Source organism: Bradyrhizobium sp. 159, assembly GCF_023073795.1.
Lineage (GTDB): Bacteria > Pseudomonadota > Alphaproteobacteria > Rhizobiales > Xanthobacteraceae > Bradyrhizobium.
The window spans coordinates 40,171-61,957 of sequence record NZ_JADPKE010000089.1; the positions used below are offsets into that span (position 1 = coordinate 40,171).

At 64.1% G+C, this 21,787-nt stretch carries 22 protein-coding genes and 1 other RNA gene; 4 read left to right on the top strand and 19 right to left on the bottom strand.

The features are described 5' to 3' along the window. Positions 1-100: 100 nt before the first annotated feature. On the bottom strand, positions 101-751 hold the full coding sequence (locus IVA96_RS26780) for a TetR/AcrR family transcriptional regulator (RefSeq protein ID WP_247278544.1): 651 nt from the start codon (positions 749-751) through the stop codon (positions 101-103). A gap of 105 nt (positions 752-856) precedes the next feature. On the opposite strand from IVA96_RS26780, the gene IVA96_RS26785 reads away from it, so the two are divergent. Beyond that, complete coding sequence (locus tag IVA96_RS26785) at positions 857-1,477, top strand: hypothetical protein (RefSeq protein WP_247420259.1); 621 nt, start codon at positions 857-859, stop codon at positions 1,475-1,477. Between the two features lie 12 nt (positions 1,478-1,489). On the opposite strand, the gene IVA96_RS26790 is transcribed toward IVA96_RS26785, so the two are convergent. The 8 genes from IVA96_RS26790 to miaA all read right to left on the bottom strand — a co-directional run bounded on the left by IVA96_RS26790 (position 1,490) and on the right by miaA (position 10,033). Further along, positions 1,490-2,338 (bottom strand): SDR family oxidoreductase, encoded by an 849-nt coding sequence (locus tag IVA96_RS26790; RefSeq protein WP_247278542.1) that lies wholly within the window; start codon positions 2,336-2,338, stop codon positions 1,490-1,492. 544 nt (positions 2,339-2,882) lie between these two features. After that, on the bottom strand, positions 2,883-3,902 hold the full coding sequence (gene ilvC / locus IVA96_RS26795; protein WP_035700280.1) for a ketol-acid reductoisomerase: 1,020 nt from the start codon (positions 3,900-3,902) through the stop codon (positions 2,883-2,885). 134 nt (positions 3,903-4,036) lie between these two features. Next, the gene (locus IVA96_RS26800) at positions 4,037-4,639 is read right to left on the bottom strand and encodes a LysE family translocator (protein WP_247278541.1); all 603 of its coding nucleotides are present in this window, start codon (positions 4,637-4,639) and stop codon (positions 4,037-4,039) included. A gap of 7 nt (positions 4,640-4,646) precedes the next feature. After that, positions 4,647-5,537, bottom strand: a complete 891-nt coding sequence (locus IVA96_RS26805) for an EamA family transporter (protein ID WP_247420262.1) — start codon at positions 5,535-5,537, stop codon at positions 4,647-4,649. 49 nt (positions 5,538-5,586) lie between these two features. Next, the gene (locus tag IVA96_RS26810; RefSeq protein ID WP_247278539.1) at positions 5,587-6,282 is read right to left on the bottom strand and encodes a class I SAM-dependent methyltransferase; all 696 of its coding nucleotides are present in this window, start codon (positions 6,280-6,282) and stop codon (positions 5,587-5,589) included. A gap of 3 nt (positions 6,283-6,285) precedes the next feature. Continuing rightward, on the bottom strand, positions 6,286-6,828 hold the full coding sequence (gene ilvN, locus IVA96_RS26815) for an acetolactate synthase small subunit (protein WP_247278538.1): 543 nt from the start codon (positions 6,826-6,828) through the stop codon (positions 6,286-6,288). Positions 6,829-6,972: 144 nt separating this feature from the next. Then, entirely contained in the window at positions 6,973-8,748 is a 1,776-nt protein-coding gene (locus IVA96_RS26820) for an acetolactate synthase 3 large subunit (protein WP_247278537.1), read from the bottom strand. Between the two features lie 328 nt (positions 8,749-9,076). After that, positions 9,077-10,033 carry a tRNA (adenosine(37)-N6)-dimethylallyltransferase MiaA gene (miaA, locus tag IVA96_RS26825; protein WP_247278536.1) on the bottom strand — a complete coding sequence of 319 codons (957 nt, stop codon included), beginning with the start codon at positions 10,031-10,033 and terminating at the stop codon, positions 9,077-9,079. An 11-nt stretch (positions 10,034-10,044) separates the two neighbouring features. Between miaA and serB the strand changes: the two genes are divergently transcribed. Beyond that, the gene (serB, locus tag IVA96_RS26830; RefSeq protein WP_247278535.1) at positions 10,045-10,950 is read left to right on the top strand and encodes a phosphoserine phosphatase SerB; all 906 of its coding nucleotides are present in this window, start codon (positions 10,045-10,047) and stop codon (positions 10,948-10,950) included. A 76-nt stretch (positions 10,951-11,026) separates the two neighbouring features. Here serB and IVA96_RS26835 read toward each other — a convergent pair whose 3' ends face one another. The 10 genes from IVA96_RS26835 to IVA96_RS26880 all read right to left on the bottom strand — a co-directional run bounded on the left by IVA96_RS26835 (position 11,027) and on the right by IVA96_RS26880 (position 20,492). Further along, entirely contained in the window at positions 11,027-12,532 is a 1,506-nt protein-coding gene (locus tag IVA96_RS26835; RefSeq protein WP_247278534.1) for a Do family serine endopeptidase, read from the bottom strand. A 143-nt stretch (positions 12,533-12,675) separates the two neighbouring features. Beyond that, positions 12,676-12,882, bottom strand: coding sequence for a DUF2065 domain-containing protein (locus IVA96_RS26840; RefSeq protein WP_027560516.1), 207 nt, complete (start codon positions 12,880-12,882; stop codon positions 12,676-12,678). Positions 12,883-12,951: 69 nt separating this feature from the next. Next, positions 12,952-13,848, bottom strand: coding sequence for a protease modulator HflC (locus IVA96_RS26845; protein ID WP_247278533.1), 897 nt, complete (start codon positions 13,846-13,848; stop codon positions 12,952-12,954). Beyond that, positions 13,845-14,987 (bottom strand): FtsH protease activity modulator HflK, encoded by a 1,143-nt coding sequence (hflK, locus tag IVA96_RS26850; RefSeq protein ID WP_247278532.1) that lies wholly within the window; start codon positions 14,985-14,987, stop codon positions 13,845-13,847. Before hflK ends, IVA96_RS26845 begins: the two co-directional genes overlap by 4 nt. A gap of 153 nt (positions 14,988-15,140) precedes the next feature. Beyond that, a complete protein-coding gene (locus IVA96_RS26855) occupies positions 15,141-15,650 on the bottom strand; it encodes a dihydrofolate reductase (protein ID WP_247278531.1) in 510 nt (169 codons plus the stop codon). Further along, positions 15,650-16,135, bottom strand: a complete 486-nt coding sequence (locus IVA96_RS26860) for a GNAT family N-acetyltransferase (protein WP_247278530.1) — start codon at positions 16,133-16,135, stop codon at positions 15,650-15,652. Before IVA96_RS26860 ends, IVA96_RS26855 begins: the two co-directional genes overlap by 1 nt. A gap of 5 nt (positions 16,136-16,140) precedes the next feature. Next, a complete protein-coding gene (locus IVA96_RS26865; protein WP_247278529.1) occupies positions 16,141-16,935 on the bottom strand; it encodes a thymidylate synthase in 795 nt (264 codons plus the stop codon). A 170-nt stretch (positions 16,936-17,105) separates the two neighbouring features. Further along, positions 17,106-18,086: a tripartite tricarboxylate transporter substrate binding protein BugD gene (locus IVA96_RS26870; RefSeq protein ID WP_247278528.1), complete on the bottom strand. Its 981-nt coding sequence runs from the start codon at positions 18,084-18,086 to the stop codon at positions 17,106-17,108. Positions 18,087-18,208: 122 nt separating this feature from the next. Beyond that, positions 18,209-19,726 (bottom strand): tripartite tricarboxylate transporter permease, encoded by a 1,518-nt coding sequence (locus tag IVA96_RS26875; protein WP_247278527.1) that lies wholly within the window; start codon positions 19,724-19,726, stop codon positions 18,209-18,211. Positions 19,727-19,730: 4 nt separating this feature from the next. Further along, positions 19,731-20,492 carry a tripartite tricarboxylate transporter TctB family protein gene (locus tag IVA96_RS26880; RefSeq protein ID WP_247278526.1) on the bottom strand — a complete coding sequence of 254 codons (762 nt, stop codon included), beginning with the start codon at positions 20,490-20,492 and terminating at the stop codon, positions 19,731-19,733. Positions 20,493-20,780: 288 nt separating this feature from the next. Here IVA96_RS26880 and ssrA point away from each other — a divergent pair. Both ssrA and IVA96_RS26890 read left to right on the top strand, forming a co-directional pair. Further along, positions 20,781-21,148, top strand: a transfer-messenger RNA (tmRNA) gene (gene ssrA / locus IVA96_RS26885). Between the two features lie 116 nt (positions 21,149-21,264). After that, positions 21,265-21,783, top strand: a complete 519-nt coding sequence (locus tag IVA96_RS26890; RefSeq protein WP_247278525.1) for a ClpXP protease specificity-enhancing factor SspB — start codon at positions 21,265-21,267, stop codon at positions 21,781-21,783. Positions 21,784-21,787: the final 4 nt, after the last annotated feature.

Genomic DNA, 21,787 nt, shown 5'->3' on the forward strand with positions numbered 1-21,787 from the left:
AACGGAACGGTCAACGTCAGGCAACGCGTCCGGCGATCCGACATCGCTTATTGTTGGCGAAAGACGGGTTGGGCCGCAGCCGGCAGGCAGCTGCTCAACGTCAGGGTTGGGCGATCCCCGCGATGAACAGGTCGATCACCCCCTCCGCCATCCGCTCGATCTGGCCGTCCTCGATGCCCCAGCGCGGAAAGTGGCCATCGAGATTCATCCGGGCAAAACCGTAGACCAACGCGCGACTGGCGATCTGGATGCGCTTCAGATCCGCCGACCTCAGCAGGCCCTGCTCGGCCGCATCAGTCAGCATCCGTTCCGACAGCGCGATCAGCTCGGTATTGTCGCGGGTCAGGTCCGCCGAGCTGCCATGGGCGAAGTAGCGCCCGGTGGAGATGATCTCGAAATGAGCCGGATTGCGCATGGCCCAGCGCAAGTAAGCGAGTCCAAAGGCGCGAAAACGCTCCAGTGGACCCTTGGGCGGCTCCTCGCCCAGCGCCGCCTCGATCTCAGCGCGGAAACGCCGCTGCGCCTCCTCGGCCACCGCCGCCATCAAGGCATCGCGGTTCGGAAAGTGCCGGAACGGCGCGCCCGGCGACACCGCGGCCCGGCGCGCCGCCTCGCGGACGGAGACCTCCGCACCTTCGGCCGCCAATTGCAGCGCAGCGTCAATCAGCACACGGCGAAGGTCGCCGTGGTGATACGGCCGGGCTTCGGGTGTTCGGCGGGCACGCGGTTTGGACGTCTGACGGGCGGGCATAGCGTCTTCTAGCATCACCCGAACGTGAATGTAAGCAGCGATTACACTATTGACGATTTTGTTGCTCTATATGTAATCATTGATTACATCCTTGAGGAGATCGCCATGTCACAACGTCAAAGCTGGCTCGAAGGCTGGCGGCTGCTTGCCGTCCTAACGCTCAGTCTGATCGCCCTGAGCCTGTGGATCGCCTCGATGCGGCTGTTCGAGGTTGAGGGCGTTCGTATGGTGATCCGCTTCACGGCGCGAAGTTCGCTGCTGCTGTTCTGCCTCGCCTTCAGTGCCGCGGCGCTGGCGCGGCTCTCGCCCAATGCCTGGACGCGCTGGCAGCACCGTAACCGCCGCTATCTCGGCTTGAGCTTCGCGGCCTCCCACGCCATCCACGCGGCGGCGATCGTCGCGTTCGCCAGGATGGATCCGGCCGGCTTTGCCCAGGCGACCTCCGCCGCCTCCTACATCTTTGGCGGCATCGGCTATGGCTTCATCATCGCGATGAGTGCGACCTCGTTCGACCGCACCGCCGCGCTGCGCGGATTGCGCACCTGGCGCATACTGCACGTTGCGGGCGGCTACTATCTCTGGTTCCAGTTCATGGTGTCGTTCGGCAAGCGCGTGCCGGCCATGCCGCTCTACGCCGCATTCCTCGTTCCGCTGCTGATCGTGCTGACGTTGCGCATGATAGCGATGGCCCGCCACCCGCGCAGGCAAACCGTCGCCGCGGGCTGAAAACGCCCAAACTCACTGCGGCAGCAATCCGAGCCGCTTGGCGATGATGCGGTCGAGCGTCCGTTTCGGTAGCACGGCCGCAATCAGGTGGCGGAGCGGGTCCGGCGTGATCTGGTAGCGCACCTTCGGGCTTGGCGCCGTCAGCGCCTCGAACACGATCTCGGCGATCCGCTCGGCGGGCAGGCCCTTGGCGCCGATGTCCATCATGAACGCCATCACCTTGTTCAGCGCCGGCAGATAGGGCGAGTTCTGGTAGACGGAAAGGTCGATCTCTTCGGCCTTGCTCCAGATCGGCGTCTTCACCGCGCCGGGGGCGACGATGATGACGTCGATGCCGAACAGCATCAGCTCGCGGCGCAGGCTCTCCGACAGGCCCTCGATGGCGTGCTTGGAGGTGCTGTAAGGCGCCGACAGCGGATTGCCGCTCTTGCCAGCGACCGAGCTGATCATCACGATCCGGCCCTTCGGCCCCTTCAGCAAGGGGTCTGCGCCGAGCAGCGGCCCGAACGCCTGCGTCGCGATGACAGGGCCAATGACGTTGACGTCCATCTGGCGGCGGAAATCATCGGCCGACAATTCGAGCACGGGACCGGCAACCGCGATGCCGGCATTGTTGACGAGACCGGCCAGCGTCTCGCCGCCCAACGCTCCGCGAACTTTTCGCCCGGCGGCGAGGACTGCTGCCTCGTCGGTGACGTCGAACAGCAGCGGGGCAAAGTTCGCACCGAACTCGCCTTGCAGCCGGTCGGCGTCGGCCTGCTTGCGGACACTGCCGAACACGCGATAGCCGCGCCCGATCAGGAATTTCGCAACGGCCCAGCCGATGCCCGTAGACGCCCCGGTAACGACGACAGATCGCATGGTCTTTCCACCTCGGGTTGCCGTGATCATGCAGGAGGAAGGTGCCTGTGTGCAAATGGCGCCCAGCGCGCAAGTCCGCGCAGCAGGTGTCGGTTGTTAAGATGAAGCGGCGCGCGAACGTTGCGACATGAGGTCGAAGGCACCTTGAAAAGGCGGATGAAGAGCCGAATCTTTCACTCTGACGACGCAGCCCTTTTCACGATCAGGGAGTTCTAGAAATTTTTGAAAAGGGACGCGAGATCAAGAATGTGGTTTAAGCGTCAGTTCTTGGCGTTCAAGCAGCGCATCAACTCGCGAAGAATTTGAATGAAGCAACTATGCTTCGCGCGAGAAGGAAGAGAAAGATCGCGTTTGCGATCTCGCTCGAACATAGTCGCGAAGGCTTAAAGATTTGTTTGGCGAGCGAAGCTTTCGCTCGCGTGTCCCGGACAAGGCGCAGCGCATAAGCAATGCGTCGCGGAGCCGGGATCCAGAGGCCGCTTGGCCCCGGATCAGCAGGGCATCACCAAGGTGCTGCGCTGCGTCCGGGGCACAACGGCTTAGCTTAGTTCTTGCTCTTGTCGACCAGCGCACCCTTCTTGATCCAGGGCATCATGTCGCGCAGTTTCGCGCCGACCTCTTCGATCGGGTGTGCGGCGAGCTTGGCGCGGGTCGCCTTGAAGGAGGTCTGGTTGACCTTGTTCTCGAGCATCCAGTCGCGCGCGAACTTGCCGCCCTGGATGTCGGCGAGAACCTTCCGCATCTCCTTCTTGGTCTCGTCGGTAATGATGCGCGGACCGGTGACATACTCCCCGTACTCGGCGGTGTTGGAGATCGAGTAGTTCATGTTGGCGATGCCGCCTTCATAGATCAGGTCGACGATCAGCTTCACTTCGTGCAGGCACTCGAAATAGGCCATCTCCGGGGCGTAGCCGGCTTCGACCAGGGTCTCGTAGCCGCCCTTGATCAACTCGACCAGGCCGCCGCAGAGCACCACCTGCTCGCCGAACAGGTCGGTCTCGCACTCTTCCTTGAAGGTGGTCTCGATGATGCCGGCGCGGCCGCCGCCGATCGCGGAGGCATAGGACAGGCCGAGGTCATGGGCGTTGCCCGAGACGTCCTTGGCGATCGCAATCAGGCAGGGCACGCCGCCGCCGCGCTGGTACTCCGAGCGCACGGTGTGGCCGGGGCCCTTCGGCGCGATCATCAGCACGTCGAGGTCGGCGCGCGGATCGAGCAAATTGAAGTGGACGTTGAGGCCGTGCGCGAACACGAGGGCGGCGCCCTTCTTCATGTTGTCGTGCAGGTGCTCGCGATAGATGTCGCCCTGAAGCTCGTCCGGGGTCAGCATCATGACGAGGTCGGCCCATTTGGCGGCTTCGGCGACTTCCATCACCTTGAAGCCGGCGTTCTCCGCCTTCTTGGCCGAGGCCGACCCTTTGCGCAGCGCAATCGCTACCTCCTTGACGCCGGAGTCCTTCAGGTTCAGCGCATGGGCGTGGCCCTGGCTGCCATAGCCGACGATGGCGACCTTCTTGCCCTTGATCAGGTTCAGGTCGGCGTCGCGATCGTAATAAACACGCATAGTTCGTTTCCTCGTTCGGGGCCGGAAATCGGCCGATGGTCAGATATTTCGAAGGTGAATTGACGGATTTCGGGGGCTGTCTAGAGCATTTTAGGGCCGCTGGGAAACCCGTTTCTGCATGGAAATCTGCGGCATCATGCATCCATGAAGACGGGGTAGAGGGAAGCGAGCAGCAGGACGGCCATCAGCACATTGAAGGCACGGACCAGCCGCTCTGAGGTCAGGACCGGCCGCAATGCGGAGCCGAACAGAGCCCAGACCACGGTCGAGACCGTGCCTACGAGCAGGCTGATCAGGGTCTGGATTGCGATGTTGAGCGGGAATTGGGCGATCGCCGCGTAGGCGGTAATGGTGCCGATCACGATCACCCAGCCTTTGGCGTTGATCCATTGGAACATCGCCGCGCCCCAGAAGGTCATCGGGCCGCGGGCGGCGCCGTCGCCCGGCTTGGTCGGCCCGGACATGGCGATCGCGGCGGCGAGATAGATCAGGTAGGCGGCACCGGCATATTTCAAGATGGTCTGAAGGACCGGATAGGCCAGGAACACGGAGCCGAGCCCGAGGCCGACCGCGGCGACCATGAAGGCGAAGCCGATGACGATCCCGACGATGTGGGGGATGGTGCGCCGGAAGCCGTAGGTCAGGCCCGAGGACAGCAGCATGATGTTGTTCGGCCCAGGCGTGAAGTACATCACGACCATGAAGGTGAGGAAGGCATAGAACAGCGACTGGGACATGTTCGCCTCACGCGACTTTCGGCAGCGGCTCTTTGGGCGATGCCTTGGGCCGCTGCGCCAGCACCATCACCGCGATACCGCCGATCACGGTCAGCATGCCGGCGAGGCGCAGGGGTCCGAACCGCTCGCCGAACACGATGCTGGAGGCGGCCGATCCCACGAACGGCACCAGCAGCGCGAACGGCACCACCTGCGCCGCCGGATAATCGCGCAGCAATCGTCCCCACAGCCAGTAGGCGATGCTGGTGGAGACGGCGCCGATCACCAGCAGGCAGATCAGGCCTGTCAGAGACATGTGGATCAGCGACTGCCAGGTCGGCGTTGGCCCGTTGACGACCAGCGCGAGCGCGAACAGCGGCACCGCGGCAGTAAGGCACAGCCAGCCGAACAGGTCGAACATCGGCGCACCACGGGCGCCCCGCAGCAGCAGATTGCCGACCGCAAAGCAGACCGGCGCGATCATCAGCACCCCGAAGGCGCCGACGCTGAAATCGTAGCCGACGGTCCCGCAGATCATCAAAAGGCCGGCTGCTGCGATGACGATGCCGAGCGTCTGCATCGGCGTCGGGCGTTCGCCGAATGCGACAGCGGCGAAGCCGATCGTGAACAGCGCCTGGCTCTGCACGACCACGCTGGCCAGGCCGACCGGCACGCCGTGGGCGATGCCATAGGCCTGGCTCAGGAACTGGCCGAGGAACAGCGTGACGCTGATCGCGATCAGGAGCGGCCAGGCGACCTTCGGCTTGGGAATGAAAAGGCACGGTACTGCAGCAATGGTGAAGCGCATTGCCGTCATCAGCTCCGGCGAGAACTCGTCGAGCGCGATCCGGCTCGCCACGAAGGCAAGCCCCCAGATGATCGCCACCAGGACGGCGATGAGGATGTCGGCCGGCTTCATTGTTGTTCCCGGTCCTGCCCTGTCGTGCAGTCCCTGTTATTGTTCTGATCTAGCCTTGCTCGCCGGCTTTCGGTTTCCGCAGCAGATAGGTGCCGTGCATCGGGGCGTGATAGTCGGCCGAGACCAGCCTGAAGCCGACGTCGGTCAGCATCCGTTCCATCACCCAGCCGAAGGTGGAATATTCGTCGCGCATGTGCGCGACGACACCTTCACGCGAAAAGTCGTGGTTCTTGATCTGGAAGTCGGCCCATTGCTCGACGTCGCGCTCAATGGCGTCCGGCATTGAAGTGTAGACGATGTCGCGCAGGTAGAAGCTCGCGCCCGGCTTCAGCGCGCGATAGATCCGCGACATCGCCACCGCCTTCCAGAAGTCCGGCAGATGGTGCAGCGTGAACTCGCTGACGATCAAATCGTAGGATTCCGGATGGTAGGAGAAGCTCAGCAGGCCGGCCGATTGGGTGCGGACCGGCGCCTTGCGGTCACGTGCATAGATCTCGGCGAGCGCCAGCATCGCGGGCGAGATGTCGATAGCATCGACCTCGGCGCCCATTAGCGCCGCTTCGGTGGCCAGCACGCCGTTACCGCAGCCGATATCGGCGATGCGCCAGCCGCGCTGGACCCCGAGCATTTTCAGCGCGGCGCGCGCCCGCAGGTCGGCATCGTCATGGCTGTCATAGATCGACGCCACTGCGGGCTCGATCCCCATCCGGTTCCGCTCATTATAGTACCAGTCGCGCGCCAGCATGGTTCACATCCCTTCAGGCCCGCGACCAATCGCGGCAACGCCGGTGCGCGACACCTCGACGAGGCCGAGCGGGCGCATCAGGTCGATATACTGATTGATCTTGTCCGTATTGCCTGTGATCTCGAACACGAAGCTCTCGGTGGTGGCGTCGATCACGCGGGCGCGGAACGCATCCGCAAGCCTCAGCGCCTCGACCCGGTGCTCGCCCTGCCCGCGCACCTTCACCATCGCGAGCTCCCGCTCGATCGAGCGCTTGGTCTGCGTCATGTCGACGACGCGATAGACCGGAATCATGCGATCGAGCTGGTGCTTGATCTGCTCGATCACCATTGGCGTGCCCGTCGTGACGATGGTGATGCGCGAGAGGTGCTTCTGGCTCTCGGTCTCCGAGACCGTGAGGCTCTCGATGTTGTAGCCGCGGCCCGAGAACAGACCGATGACGCGCGCAAGCACGCCGGGCTCGTTCTGCACGAGCACGGCGAGCGTGTGCGTCTCGTTGGGATCGTGACGGTCCTCGATGAAGTAGGCGGATGCCGGCTGGTTCATTGTCGTCCCCTCAAATCCTTTTCGTCATGTCCGCGAAGGCGGGCCGCCAGTAATTGCCACGGCCTGAGATCCCTACACAGCGAGCGGCGTACTGGATCGGCCGGTCGAGCCGGGCGATGGCAGCGGAGCTTGTGACCATTGCGCTCACACCAGCGCCTTGCCGCCGGCGAATGCCTTTGCGGTGGCCGCGTCGTTGGCCTGCTCCGGCAACAGCATTTCGTTGTGCGCCTTGCCGGAGGGGATCATCGGGAAGCAGTTTTCGAGCGCAGCGACGCGGCAGTCGAACAGCACCGGGCGCTTGACCGCGATCATCTCGTTGATGGCGCCCTCGAGATCGCCAGGCTTGTGCACCTGGAGGCCAATGCCGCCATAGGCTTCGGCGAGCTTGACGAAATCCGGCAGCGCCTCCGAGTAGGAATGCGACAGGCGGTTGCCATGCAGCAGCTGCTGCCACTGCCGCACCATGCCCATGTACTGGTTGTTCAGGATGAAGATCTTGATCGGCAGCTCGTACTGCACGGCCGTCGACATCTCCTGCATCGTCATCTGCACCGAGGCATCGCCCGCGATGTCGATGACGAGGCTGTCCGGGTGGGCAACCTGCACGCCGATCGCGGCCGGCAGGCCGTAGCCCATGGTGCCGAGGCCGCCCGACGTCATCCAGCGATGCGGCTCCTCGAAGCCGTAGAACTGGGCGGCCCACATCTGGTGCTGGCCGACCTCGGTCGTGATGTAGGTATCCTTGCCGCGCGTCGCTTCGAACAGGCTCTGGATCGCATGCTGCGGCAGGATGACGTCGTTGCTCTTCTTGTAATACAGCGAATTACGGGCACGCCACTGCGCGATCTGCTGCCACCACGATTTGATGTCGGGCTTCTTCGCCTCTGCCTTGAACACCTGGAGGATGTCGCCGAGGATGTTGCCGCAATCGCCGATGATCGGCACGTCAACCCGGATGTTCTTGTTGATCGAGGATGGGTCGATGTCGATATGGATCTTCTTCGAGCCCGGCGAGAACGCATCGACGCGACCGGTGATGCGGTCGTCGAAGCGCGCGCCGACGCACAGCATGACGTCGCAATCATGCATGGTCATGTTAGCTTCATAAGTGCCGTGCATGCCGAGCATGCCGAGCCAGTTCTTGCCCGAAGCTGGATAGGCGCCGAGGCCCATCAGCGTGGAGGTGATCGGGAAACCAGTGACCTCGACCAGCTCGCGCAAGAGCTTGGTCGCCTCGGGACCGGAATTGATGACGCCACCGCCGCTGTAGATCACCGGACGCTTGGCGTTGGCGAGCAGCGCCACCGCCTTGCGGATCTGCGTGGCATCGCCCTTCACGCGCGGCGCATAGGAGCGGTGCACGTCGGACTTGCGCGGCGGATGATAGGTACCGGTCGCGAACTGCACGTCCTTGGGAACGTCGACCAGCACCGGACCCGGACGGCCGGAGGTCGCGACGTAGAAAGCCTCGTGCAGCACCTTGGCGAGATCGTTGACGTCGCGCACCAGCCAGTTGTGCTTGGTGCAGGGGCGCGTGATGCCGACGGTGTCGCATTCCTGGAAGGCGTCGTTGCCAATCAGATGCGTCGGCACCTGGCCGGAGATGCACACCAGCGGGATCGAATCCATCAGCGCGTCGGTCAGCGGCGTCACCATGTTCGTGGCGCCGGGACCGGAGGTCACCAGCGCGACGCCCGGCTTGCCGGTCGAGCGCGCATAGCCCTCGGCGGCATGGCCGGCGCCCTGCTCGTGGCGGACCAGGATGTGCTGGACCTCGCTCTGCTGGAAGATCTCGTCATAGATGGGAAGCACCGCGCCGCCGGGATAGCCAAAAATGTCGGTCACGCCATGATCGATGAGCGCGCGGACGATCATCGCGGCGCCGGTCATCTGGTTCGGATCGTGGCTCTTCTCGCTCATTGGCTTGCTCCGGATGCGCTGTTGTCAGCGGCTTCGTTCGTGTCGGGTTCGGGAAATAAAAAAGGCCCCGAAGAGGGCCCACGCACACCGCCTGTCTTGTGGATGGCAGCTAGCCACCCCCGGCGGTGTGCCTGGGTACGACGGCGATAAGGAGTTTGGTAATAATGTTACGCATGGCAGGCGCTCGGCTTCCCAAAGGTTGCGCGAAACATAGCGGCCAAAGCCCGGATGTCAAGGCAATGTGGCCGTTCCCGCGCGATTTTGGCAGTGTAGCGGTGTTCCCCGGGTTCGGCGAGCGGTAAATTCGGGAACCGGGTACAAAAGCTCGTCAGTTCGCATCCCGTGTCGCGTCCACGATCGCGGCGAGCCATCCCCTCGCCTCCTCCGGCTTCACCCATTCGAACTCAGGCAATTGATGCCGGAACCAGGTGAACTGGCGCTTGGCGTAGTGGCGGGTGTCGGCGCGGCCGATTGTGGCAGCTTCTTCCAGGCTGAGCTCGCCGCGCAGATGCCGGATCAGCGCCGGCACGCCGTGGGCCTTCGTGGCCGGCAACAGCGGATCGAGGTGTCTGGCGGCAAGCCGCTCGACCTCCCTGAGCGCGCCGGCGCTCAACATGGCATCGAAGCGCGCATCGATGCGGGCATAGAGTTCGTCGCGCGCGGGGGCGAGAAACACCGCGCGAAAATTGTCCTTCGGCAGCAACGGCGGCTGGCCTTCGCCGTGCCAGTCGAGCAGCGAACGGCCGGTCGCTTCGACTACTTCCAGCGCGCGCGCGATCCGGGTGCGGTCGCGCAGATTCAATCGTTCGGCCGCACGCGGATCGCGGTGCGCGAGTTCCGCGTGTAGCGCTTCGACGCCGTTCTGCTGCAGCCGCGCGCGCACATCCTCGCGCACCTCGGCAGGAATTGGCGGCACTACGGAGAGGCCCGCCGTCAGTGCCTTGAAATAGAGCCCGGTGCCGCCGACGAAGATCGGCAGGCGGCGTTCGGCCATCGCCGCTTCGAGCGCCTTCGCCGCGTCGCTCACCCAGGCACCGGCCGAGAAATTCACGGCCGCATCGACATGGCCATAGAGACGATGCGGCACGAGCGCCTCATCAGCCCCTGTCGGCCGTGCCGTGATGATGCGCAGATCGCGGTAAACCTGCATGGAATCGGCGTTGATGATGATGCCGCCGGTGGCGAGCGCAAGCTCGAGCGCCAGCGCCGACTTGCCGCTGGCGGTCGGGCCTGCGATAAGCACGGCCTTGCCAACACGCCTTCCGCTGACTTGCCCCTCGCTCACGAAAACCTCAAATGTCCCTCGTCGCCACGCTGATCTGCAATCCCGACAATCCTGCGCTCGACTCTACCATCGTCGACGGCGCCCGCGCTGTGCTGCCACAAGCAGCTCCCGCGCACTGGTTGTTCGAAGGGGTTGCGGTCGACATTCCCTTCGGCGCCGAAAGTAACCTCGAAGGCGACCGCCACGCCATCGAACAGCGGCTCCGCGAGCTTCGCGGCGACCTGCCCATCGACATCGTCGTGCAGCCAGTCGGCTTCCGGCGCAAGAAGCTTTTTCTCGCCGACATGGATTCCACCATGATCGGCCAGGAATGCATCGACGAACTCGCCGACTTGGTCGGGGTGAAGGCGCATGTGGCCGCCATCACCGAACGCGCGATGCGCGGCGAGATCGAGTTCGAGCCGGCGCTGCGCGAGCGCGTTGCGCTGCTCAAGGATCTGCCCGCCAGCGCGGTCGACGAAGTACTGGCCAAACGCATCACGCTGACCCCCGGCGGCCGTGAGCTGGTCGCGACCATGCGCGCGCACGGCGCCTACACCTGCCTCGTCTCGGGCGGCTTCACGCTGTTCACGAACGCGGTCGCCGCCAAGATCGGCTTCCAGGAAAACCGCGCCAACGAACTCGTCGTGCGCGACGGCAAGTTCACCGGCGAGGTGAAGGAACCGATCCTGGGCCGCGCCGCGAAACTCGCGACACTGTTGGATCTGATGGAATCGTTTGATCTCGACGACCTCGAGTCGATCGTGGTCGGTGACGGCGCCAATGACCTTGGGATGATCCAGGCGGCGGGGCTCGGTGTGGCGTATCACGCCAAGCCGGCGGTGGCCGCGGCCGCGGCAGCGCGGATTGATCACGGCGATCTCACCGCGCTGCTGTATGCGCAAGGGTATCGGCGCGAGGAGTTCGTGGAGGGGTAACGTTCTCTGCGTCATTCCGGGTGATGCGAAGCATCGAACCCGGAATGACAATGAATGGTAGGACGACCAGCCCTTCCTATTGCACGCTCAACGCCACGAAGCGCAGCTCGCCGTCGGCATTGGAGACGAGCAGCAGCACCGACTTCTTGCCGTCCTTCTTGAGCTGATCGACCCGCTTCTGGATGTCGGCGCCGCTCGACACCGCCTCCTGCGCCACCTCGACGATGACGTCACCGGCGGAGAGCCGCTTCTCGGCGGCGTCGGAATTGGCCTCGACATTGGTGACGACCACGCCCTTGACGGTGTCCTTGATCTTGTAGCGCGTGCGTAGATCCTTGCTCAGCGTTGCCAGATCGAGACCGAGCGCCTTCTGCGTCACCGGCTTCTCGGGTGCGGGCTCGTCGGTTTTCACCGCGGCCTGCACCTTCTCGGGATCCTGGAGCCGGCCGAGCGTGACCTTCTTGGCCTGTTCCTGGCCTTTGCGGATGATGATCACGTCGACCTCCTTGCCAACCGCCGTGTCGGCGACGACGCGGGACAGGTCCTTCGGATCCTTGACGTCCTTGCCATCGAATTTGACGACGACGTCACCAGGCTCGATGCCGGCGGGCTTCGCCGGACCCTTGTCGTCCACGCCGGCGACCAGCGCGCCGCGCGCCGGCTTGATGTTGAGGCTCTCGGCGATCTCGTCGGTGACGCTCTGGATGCGCACCCCTAACCAGCCGCGGCGCAGCTCGCCGAACTGCCGGAGCTGGTCGACGACGCCAACGACCGTCTTCGACGGCACGGCGAAGCCGATGCCAATGGAGCCGCCGGAGGGCGAGATGATCAGCGTGTTGACGCCGATGACGTCGCCGTCGAGGTTGAACAGCGGGCCGCCGGAATTGCCGCGGTTGATGGAGGCGTCGGTCTGGATATAGCTGTCATATGGCCCTGAGGAGATGTCGCGGTTCTTGGCCGAGACGATACCGGCCGTGACCGTGCCACCGAGACTGAAGGGGTTGCCGATCGCGACCACCCAGTCGCCGAGCCGGAGCTTGTCGGAGTCGCCGAACTTCACCGCGACCAGCGGCTTCGGAGGCTTGATCTTGAGCACGGCGAGGTCGGTCTTCTTGTCGACGCCGACCAGCTCGGCCTTGATCTTGGTGCCGTCGTTGAGGATGACATGGATCTCGTCGGCATCGGCAATGACATGGTTGTTGGTAACGACCACGCCTGCTGTGTCGATGATGAAGCCGGAGCCGAGCGAGTTGGTCTTGCGCGGCGGGTTGTTGTCGCCGCCCTTGCTGCCACCGCCGGGACCCCTGCGGTTCTTGAAGAAGTCGTCGAAGAACTCCTCGAACGGCGAACCTGGCGGCAGTTGCGGCATGGTATTGCTGCCGCCGCCCTTGGCCTCGACGGTCTGCGACGTAGAGATGTTGACGACCGCGTCGATCACCTTCTCGGCGACGTCGGCGATGCCGTCCGCTCCACGCGCATGGGCCGGCGTGCCGAACGCGCCGAAAGCACCGATGGCGAGCGCGGCCAGCCCAGTTCGCACCCAATGGCGCAAGCGGGACGGGGCAATGGTGGCAGCGGTCATTGTGATCTCCAGAGAATAGGGTTCGGCGCCAGCCTGCGCTCGAACGGGGGGACGGCGCAAGCGCAGAGCTTAACGGGTCTCAACACCCCGATAATACGGCGAAAAACCGGTCGATTGCCTTCACTTTGGCGTTGGCATGATGCTTAAACCGGGCGCCGCATCACCCAGATCAGGATCAGGCCGGCCACGGCCGAACCGATTCCGACAGCCCGCAGGATGTTGTCCGGCGTGGCGATAGCACTCTTCATGGCCTTGCGCATCCAGTTGGGACTGGCCGCGAACATCAAGCCTTCCAGCACGAACAGGATGCCTAGGCCGATGAGGAAGTCGGCAAACGCAATGGACCTCATCGGAATGGAACCTCCCGTTATGCTGTTCTTGTCTGGGCAAGGGCGGCCAAGCCGGCCGCCCTGTCTAGCTTACGGCTTCGCCGGCGTCTCGGTTGCCATCTTGCCGGACGGGTTACTGAAGTACCGGAAGAAATCCGAGTCTGGCCGCAGCAGGAAACGGGTATCGTTCGAACGCAGCCCGTTCTCATAGGCCGTCATCGACCGGTAGAAGGCGAAGAAATCGGCGTCCTTGCTGTAGGCTTCCGCAAACAGGCGGTTGCGCTCGGCATCGCCTGCACCGCGGGTCTGCTCAGCCTGCGAATTGGCCTCCGCGACGATGATGGTCGCCTCGCGATCGGCCTTGGACTTGATCTCCTGGGCCTTCTGGCCACCCTGTGCACGGAACTCAGCGGCCTCCCGCTCGCGCTCGGTCTTCATGCGCTGGTAGACCGCTTGGCTGTTCTGCTCCGGCAGGTCGGCACGGCGGATCCGGACGTCGACGACCTGAATGCCGTAGCCATCGGCCTCGCGGTCGAGCTGGTCGCGGATGCGCTGCATCAGCTTCTCGCGATCGTCGCGAACCACGTTGATGAAGGTGACCTCGCCGAGCACGCGGCGCAGCGCCGCGTTGAGGAGCGTGGTCAGCTGAATGTTGGCGGCCTGGATCGAGCCGACGCTCTGATAGAAGCGCAACGCATCCTTGATGCGGTAACGCGCGAAAGCGTCGACCACCAGCCGCTTCTGGTCGGAGGCGATCGCTTCCTGCGACGGGTTCTCCAGGTCGAGGATCCGCTTGTCGATGTTGATCACCGAATTCCACGGCGCCTTGAAATGCAGGCCGGGTGCGGTGACGACGTCGACGGGCTTGCCGAACTGGAGCACGATGGTCTGCTCGGTCTGCTGCACCGTGAACAGCGACATGTAGCCGACGATCACGACCAGCAGGAGTCCGAGCAGCGAGACGAAACCTGTAACCGGAGACCTCATCGGTTGCCTCCGCTCGACTGCGGACCGGTCGTAGGCTGCCGCTTGGGCGTCAACTCGGGAAGCGGCAGATAGGGCACGACACCCTGACCCGCAGGGCCGCCGTCATAGACCAGCTTCTCGGCGCCGCCGAGCACGCGCTCCATCGTCTCCAGATAAATCCGTTCACGCGTCACGTCGGGCGCCTTCTTGTATTCGTCGTACACTTTCAGGAAGCGCGCGCTCTGGCCCTTGGCCTCGGCGACCGCCTGCTCCTTGTAGCCTTCGGCGGCCTGCAGGATCTGCGCTGCACGTCCGCGCGCCTGCGGCACCACTTGGTTGGCGTAGGTCTGCGCTTCGTTTTGCAGCTGCTCCAGATTGGCGCGCGCCGCTTGCACGTCACGGAAGGCGTCGATCACCTGCGCCGGCGGATCGACCTTCTGCATCTGCACCTGGGTGATGAGAATGCCTGCGCCATAGCTGTCGAGAGTCTTCTGGATCAGTTCCTGCACCCCCTGCTCGATCGTATTGCGGGCACCGGTCAGGATCGGCTGGATCTGCGAACGGCCAATGACCTCACGCATCGCGCTCTCGGCGACCGCTTTCACGGTGCCTTCGGGGTTCTGGATGTTGAACAGAAAATCGCCCACGCCGCCGGCGTCGGGCTTGATGCGCCAGAGCACGGTGAAGTCGACGTCGACGATGTTCTCGTCACCGGTCAGCATCAGGCTCTCTTCCGGCACGTCGCGAATGGAGCGGCCGCGCCGCGCCGGATCCTCGATCACCGTCATGCCGATGGAAGTCGTGGAGACGCGCAGCGCCTTCGGCAGCAGCACGGTCTCGATCGGATAGGGCAGGTGGTAATTCAGGCCCGGATCGACGGTGCGGACATGCTTGCCGAAGCGCAGCACGACGCCGCGCTCTTCGGACTGCACGCGGAAGAAGCCCGACAGCAGCCAGAACGCGACGATGAGCAGGATGATCAGCGTGATGCCGACGCCGGAAAAATAGCCGCCCGGCATGATCTGCTGGAGGCGGTCCTGGCCGCGCCGCAGGAGGTCTTCCAGATCCGGCGGCCTCGGCCCGACCGGTTGCGGGCCGGAGCCCCATGGTCCCTTTGGACCCGAGCCCCATGGGCCACCGCCCTGATTCTTCCACGGCATTCGACGCTCTCCTCGGCAGGGTGGCATTGCCCCCGCCCGCTTTGTCCGGTCCGGCTTTATAGGGGACAGGCAGGTCCCTTACAACGCAGCCCTGACCGTCCTCCGAGCTATGCTCGGGCGCGAAAAAGTCAATGTAAACATTGGCGAATGCGGTTAATGGCCCGCCCGCCGACGATATGTCACATAGGAGAAGTCGGCGCTGTCGTCGGGGCCGGCAGGATGACGGATGCGCGCCACCTCGTCCCACTCGGCCTTGTCGATGTCGAAATACGTGTCGCCTTGGGGCCGCGCATGCACTTCGGTGATTTCGAGCCGATCGGCGCGATCGATCCATTGCCGAAAGATCTCGGCGCCGCCGATCACCGCGATCTCAGTGACCGAACGCCGCAGGGCGTCGCCCCGCGCAACCGCGTCCGCATCAGCCGCCGATGTCGTGACGATGGCTCCGATGGCGCGATAACCCGCATCGCGCGTGATCACGATGTTGGTGCGGTTCGGCAGCGGCCGGGGCAGGGATTCGAAGGTCTTGCGGCCCATGATCACGGGCTTGCCGATCGTGAGCGCCTTGAAGCGCGCCATGTCGGATTTCAGTCGCCACGGCATGGTGTTGCCCGCGCCGATGATTCCGTTCTCGGCGATCGCGACGACGAAGACGATCTCCATCAGGTCGCGCTCCCGGCAAGCCGTGTCAACGCTGGCCCGGTGACGCGACACAGCGTCCAGTCGTCCATCATGACGGCACCGAGCGATTTGTAGAACGCGATCGACGGCGCATTCCAGTCGAGCACCGCCCATTGCAGGCGCGACCAGCCGTTGTCGACGCATTCCTTCGCGAGATAGACCAGCAGCGCCTTGCCGAGGCCCCTGCCCCGATGCGACGGCCGCACATAGAGGTCTTCGAGATAGATGCCGTGGCGGCCGCTGAAAGTGGAGAAATTCGCAAACCACACCGCAAAACCGGCCGCCTCGCCGTTCCATTCGGCGATCGCGCAATGGAGCTGCGGCCGCTCGCCGAACAGCGCGTCCGCAATCATCGCCTCTGTTGCCTCGACCTCGTGCGAGAGCTTTTCGTATTCGGCGAGTTCGCGGATGAAAGCAAGAACGAGCCCGGCTTCGCCCGGGCGCACGCGGCGGATGTTGAGCGACATAGGCGCTAAACCGCGACTTCCGCCTTGATGTGCGGATGCGGATCGTAGCCGACGAGCTCGAAATCCTCGAAGCGGAACGAGAAGATGTCCTTCACGTCGGGGTTGATCCGCATCACCGGCAGCGCGCGGGGCGCGCGGGTGAGCTGGAGCTTCGCTTGCTCCAGATGGTTGGAATAGAGATGGGTATCGCCGAACGAATGCACGAAGTCGCCGGGCTTGAGGCCGGTGACCTGCGCGACCATCATCGTCAGCAGCGAATAGGAGGCAATGTTGAAGGGCACGCCGAGGAACACGTCGGCAGAGCGCTGATAGAGCTGGCAAGACAATTTGCCGTTGGCGACGTAGAACTGGAACAGGCAGTGGCACGGCGGCAGCGCCATCTTGTCGACCTCGGCCGGATTCCAGGCCGAGACGATCAGGCGGCGCGAGTCCGGATTGCGCTTGATCATGTCGACCACGTTCGCGATCTGGTCGATGCTGCGGCCATCAGGCGCGGGCCAGGAGCGCCACTGATGCCCGTAAACCGGGCCGAGATCGCCATTGGCATCGGCCCATTCGTCCCAGATGGTGACGCCGTTGTCGCGCAGATATTTGATGTTGGTATCGCCCTTCAGGAACCAGAGCAGCTCATGCACAATCGCCTTCAGCGGCAGCCGCTTGGTGGTCAGCATCGGGAAACCGGCGGACAGATTGAAGCGCATCTGGTGGCCGAACACCGACAGCGTACCGGTACCGGTCCGGTCGGTCTTCTCGGCGCCGTCTGAAAGAATCCGCTCGAGCAGGTCCTGATACTGGTGCATGTGTCGTGCGCCTTTGGGGAGGCTGGAAACTTAGCGGCCGCCTCCGCGCTGCGACAGCGGCGATTCGCTGTTCGCGCCGATTATACCCGGAAAAGTGAGCGTTCCCGGCGCAAACGACAAGCGGCGGAACCCAGCGTCCCGCCCCTCACCTATCAGCCTGATCCCGCTGGCTAAGTTGCCGGCTTGAGCACCGGGCTCCATTTCGCGATCTCGTTCTTGACGAGGGTCGCCAGCGCCTCCGGCGTACGGTCCTTGGGGCCGGGAATGACGCTGCCGAGCTCGAGCAGGCGCTTCCGGACGGTCTCGTCGTCGAGCGCCTTGATGGCCGCGGCGTTCAGGCTCGCAACGATTGCCGGCGAGGTTCCCTTCGGTGCGAACATCGCATTCCAGGCCTGGGCCTGGAATGCGGGTAGGCCGGCTTCCGCCGTCGTCGGCACGTTCGGCAGCGACGGATTGCGCTCCGCCGTCGCGATCGCATAGGCCTTGATGGTGCCGGCATTGATCTGCGGCACGGCGTTGACGATCTGGTCACACATGTAGTCGACCTGGCCGGCCACCAGCGCGTTCATCGCGGGGCCCGTGCCATTGAAGGGCACACCGACCGGCTTGATGTCGAGGATGGAGTGCAGAAGCTCGCACGAGACGTGCGAGACCGAGCCGACGCCGGCATGCGCGGCATTCACCTTCTCGGCGTTGGCCTTCACGTAGGCGACGAACTCCTTGAGGTCCTTCGGCGGAAAATCCTTGCGCGCCAGAATCAGGATCGGCGTGCCCGCGAGCAGCGCGACCGGCTCGAAGTCCTTTTCGGGATGATAGGCAAGCTTTGGATAAAGCGGCACGGAGGCGGCATGCGTGCCCATATGCCCGGTGATGAGCGTATAGCCGTCGTTGGCCGCACGCGCGGCGCGCGTTGTGGCGGTGGTGCCGCCGGCGCCCACTACATTCTCGATGATGATGCTCTGCCCCAGCGTCTGCGCCATGTGCGCGGTGACGATGCGCGCGACGACGTCGGTCGGTCCGCCGGCCGCGAACGGCACGATCATGGTGATGCTGCGCGTCGGATAGGTCTGTGCCTCAGCGGGTGCGGCAAGGACGCACAATGATGCGAACGCCGCGGCACATGCGCCCGCAAGCGCGCGAATGACAGTCATCTCGATCTCCCGGGAGACAAACAAAAATGCCGGCCACAAGGGCCGGCATTTTCATTCCACGAAGCCGTCATACAAGTCGATTCGACTTCCGAATGCGGCGCGCCGACGCAGGGCGCAACCTCTCAGTTCTCAGACTCGGTGAAAACCTCGTCGCGCTTGGCGCGCAACACCGGTAGCACCGTAAGAACGAGGAGGCCCGCCGCGACCGCCAGCAGCACCGCCGACAACGGACGCGTCAGGAACACGCTCCAGTCGCCGCGCGAGATCAGCAGCGCACGGCGCAGGTTCTCTTCCATCAGCGGCCCCAGCACCATGCCGAGCAGCAACGGCGCGGGCTCGAAATCGTGCTTGATCAGCCAGTAACCGACGAGGCCGAACACGCCTGCGAGGATGACGTCGACCGGTGCGTTGTTCACCGAATAGATGCCGATCGCACAGAAGATCACGATCGAGGGGAACATCAGCCGGTACGGCACGCGCAGCAGCCGCACCCAGATGCCGACCAGCGGGAGGTTGATGATGATCAGCATCAGATTGCCGATCCACATCGAGGCGATCATGCCCCAGACGAGATCCGGCTGCTTCTGCATCACCTGCGGGCCCGGCACGATGCCGTGGATGGTCATCGCGCCCACCATCAGTGCCATCACCGCGTTGGGCGGGATGCCGAGCGTCAGCAGCGGGATGAACGAGGTCTGCGCGGCGGCATTGTTGGCGCTCTCCGGCCCCGCCACGCCCTCGATCGCACCGCGGCCAAAGCGCGACGGATTCTTGGCAAGCTTCTTCTCGAGCGTATAGGCGCCAAACGACGCGATCGTCGCACCACCGCCGGGCAGGATACCGAGGATCGAGCCGAGCACGGTGCCGCGAAGGATGGCAGGCGTCGAGTCGATCAGATCCTTTCTGGTCGGCATCAGGCCGGTGATCTTCTGCTGCACGAGATCGCGGCTCATCTCGGCGCCGGCGTCGAGATTGCGGATGATCTCGGCAAAGCCGAATACGCCCATCGCCACCGTCGCAAAGCCGAGACCGTCGGCGAGCTCCGGGATGTTGAAGGCCATGCGCGAGGCGCCGGTCTCGATGTCCGAGCCGACCATCGAGAGCAACAGGCCGAACACGATCATCGCGATCGCCTTCAGCACCGAGCCCTTGGCCAGGACCACCGCGAAGATCAGGCCAAGCACCATTAGCGAGAAATATTCGGCCGGGCCGAACGCCAGCGCGAGCTTCGTAAGCGGCGCGCCGAGGACGGCAATCAAGACGGTCGCGACGCAGCCGGCGAAGAACGAGCCGATCGCGGCGATCGCCAACGCGGGGCCAGCGCGGCCCTGCTTGGCCATCTGATGGCCATCGATGGCGGTAACGACCGATGTCGCCTCACCGGGTATGTTGACCAGGATTGACGTGGTCGAGCCGCCGTACTGGGCGCCGTAATAAATGCCGGCGAGCATGATCAGCGCGCCGACCGGCGGCAGTCCGAAGGTGATCGGTAGCAGCATCGCGACGGTCGCGATGGTGCCGATGCCCGGGAGCACGCCCACCAGCGTCCCGACCAGAGCGCCGATCAGGCACATCAGAAGGTTGATCGGAGAGAGCGCGACGGCGAAGCCGTGAGCGAGGTTGGCAAAGATATCCATCACGCCCTCACTGGATCAGGAAACGCGGAAACATCGGCATCGGCAGCCCGAGCACGTACGGAAACAGGATTGCGCAACCGAACGTCAGGCAGGCGCCGACGATCGCAGCTTCGAGCCAGCGCGTCTCGTGCGAGCCCGTCGCCGCAATCATGAAGCTTACGAAGGCTGTGACCACGAGGCCGAGAGGCCGGATCGCCAGTGCGAAAAAGACGATCGCCGCCACCACGAACAGCGGCCCGCGCCAGGCGTAATGGGCGAGCGGGGCTCCCTCCGTCAGGAGCCCGGTCAGGGCGATACCGGCGGACAAGGCGACCAGCAGGCCGCCGAACATGCGCGGCGCGGTCCCTGCGCCGAAGGAGAAGCCCCGCATGCCCTGCAAATCACTCGATGCCCACAACGCGAACAGGGCCAGCGCCATCAGGACAACGCCGCCGACATAGTCCTGCGCCGATCGGATCGTCATGAACAGCGTGAGAATCGCCACCACGAACAGCGGATAGGAATAGATGAGCGCCAGCAGCACCTCGGACGAGGCCTTCTTGGCACCGCCACCGAACGATCCGAGGATGGCGCTGGGCGCGCCGGCAAGTAGCGCGGTCGCGTGGTTGGTGACGACCGTCGCCGGGCCGCGCCCGGCGCCCCAGCCGAAGATCGTCCCGATCGACCAGATCAATTCGAAAATCTGCGGCGCAAGCGCCAGCAGGCAAAAACCGAGCGCCACCTTTGTGTTTCGGGTGGCGGTCGCTGAGTGGCCCATCGTGTCGGCCATGGCTGTCTCCTCCGCGACCCGTAAGTCACGAGCACTGTTGTTCTAAATCGGCTGGAACTGGATCCCCCGCCCGGATCACTGCCTAGCGATTTTCATCACACAATGCCAGCAAAACCCAACAGGCTCCGGCGAGCAGGAGCCAGAGTGGATTGATGCGCGAACGGAGGTGAGCACCGCAACCGTCGCGCTGTTGGAGCGGCAGCGGGATACTTCAATGGCGATGAAAAGATTGCAAACCGACGACCATCCGGAACCCGCGGATGGAAACCGCTGGATCGCCGCTTGAAACCCCTGTTTTTCGAAACGTTTGCCCCCTATATTGGGGATGCCGGTTCGCCGGCTATGGAAATAAACGGTCGTCGCAATAAACCATTCGGACCCGGGGGCGGTACCCGGCGCCTCCACCAAAGCCCACCGACGGGCTGGCCCAAGAAGTGGGCTTTGGCGGGGGCGAAATAGGATCGACGAGGGCGTAAAGGGCGTACTTTTTCCCGGTATTGTTCCGCCGTTATCGGGCTACTGCAATAGTTGCCAACGACAACTTTGCTCCGGTTGCTCAGGCTGCGTAACGCAGTTTGAAAGACCACTCTAAAGTCCTAGCGGGTTAAGCTCCGCTAGGCGGGGTTCGGAGGCACCTGGCAACAGAAGCCTCCACTTTACTCTTTGATTTCTTCCCCGGCGGGGACTCCTGCTGACCCGTCAGGCGCGGTACTATTGCGGCTTGGCGAGTCGGGCCGGCAGGGCCCGGCTTCGGGGATGCAACAGGACCACCATGGCGACCGATCATATCCGATACGATGTGCTGGCCCGCGACGCGCTGCGCGGCGTGCTGCGCAAGGTGCTGACCGATGCGGCGACCCATGGCCTGCCGGGCGAGCACCATTTCTTCATCACCTTCGTGTCGAAGGCCGAGGGCGTGAAGCTGTCGCCGCGGTTGCTCGCGCAATATCCGGAAGAGATGACGATCATCCTCCAGCACCAGTTCTGGGACCTGACCGTGCTCGAGGACCGTTTCGAGGTTGGCCTGTCGTTCGGCGGCATTCCGGAGCGGCTGGTGGTGCCGTTCAGCGCCATCAAGAGCTTCCTCGATCCGTCCGTGAAATTCGGCCTCCAGTTCGACACCTCCGACCTCGCCGAGGTGGTGCCCGAGAGTTTGCCGGCAGCACCCGCACCGTCGGCCGTCGCGGTACCCGCGCCCGCCGCTGAGCCGAAGGAAAGCACGGACGCGCCGGCGGCCCCGAACCAGGGCGGCGCCGAAGTCGTACGGCTCGATCGTTTCCGCAAGAAATGATCTA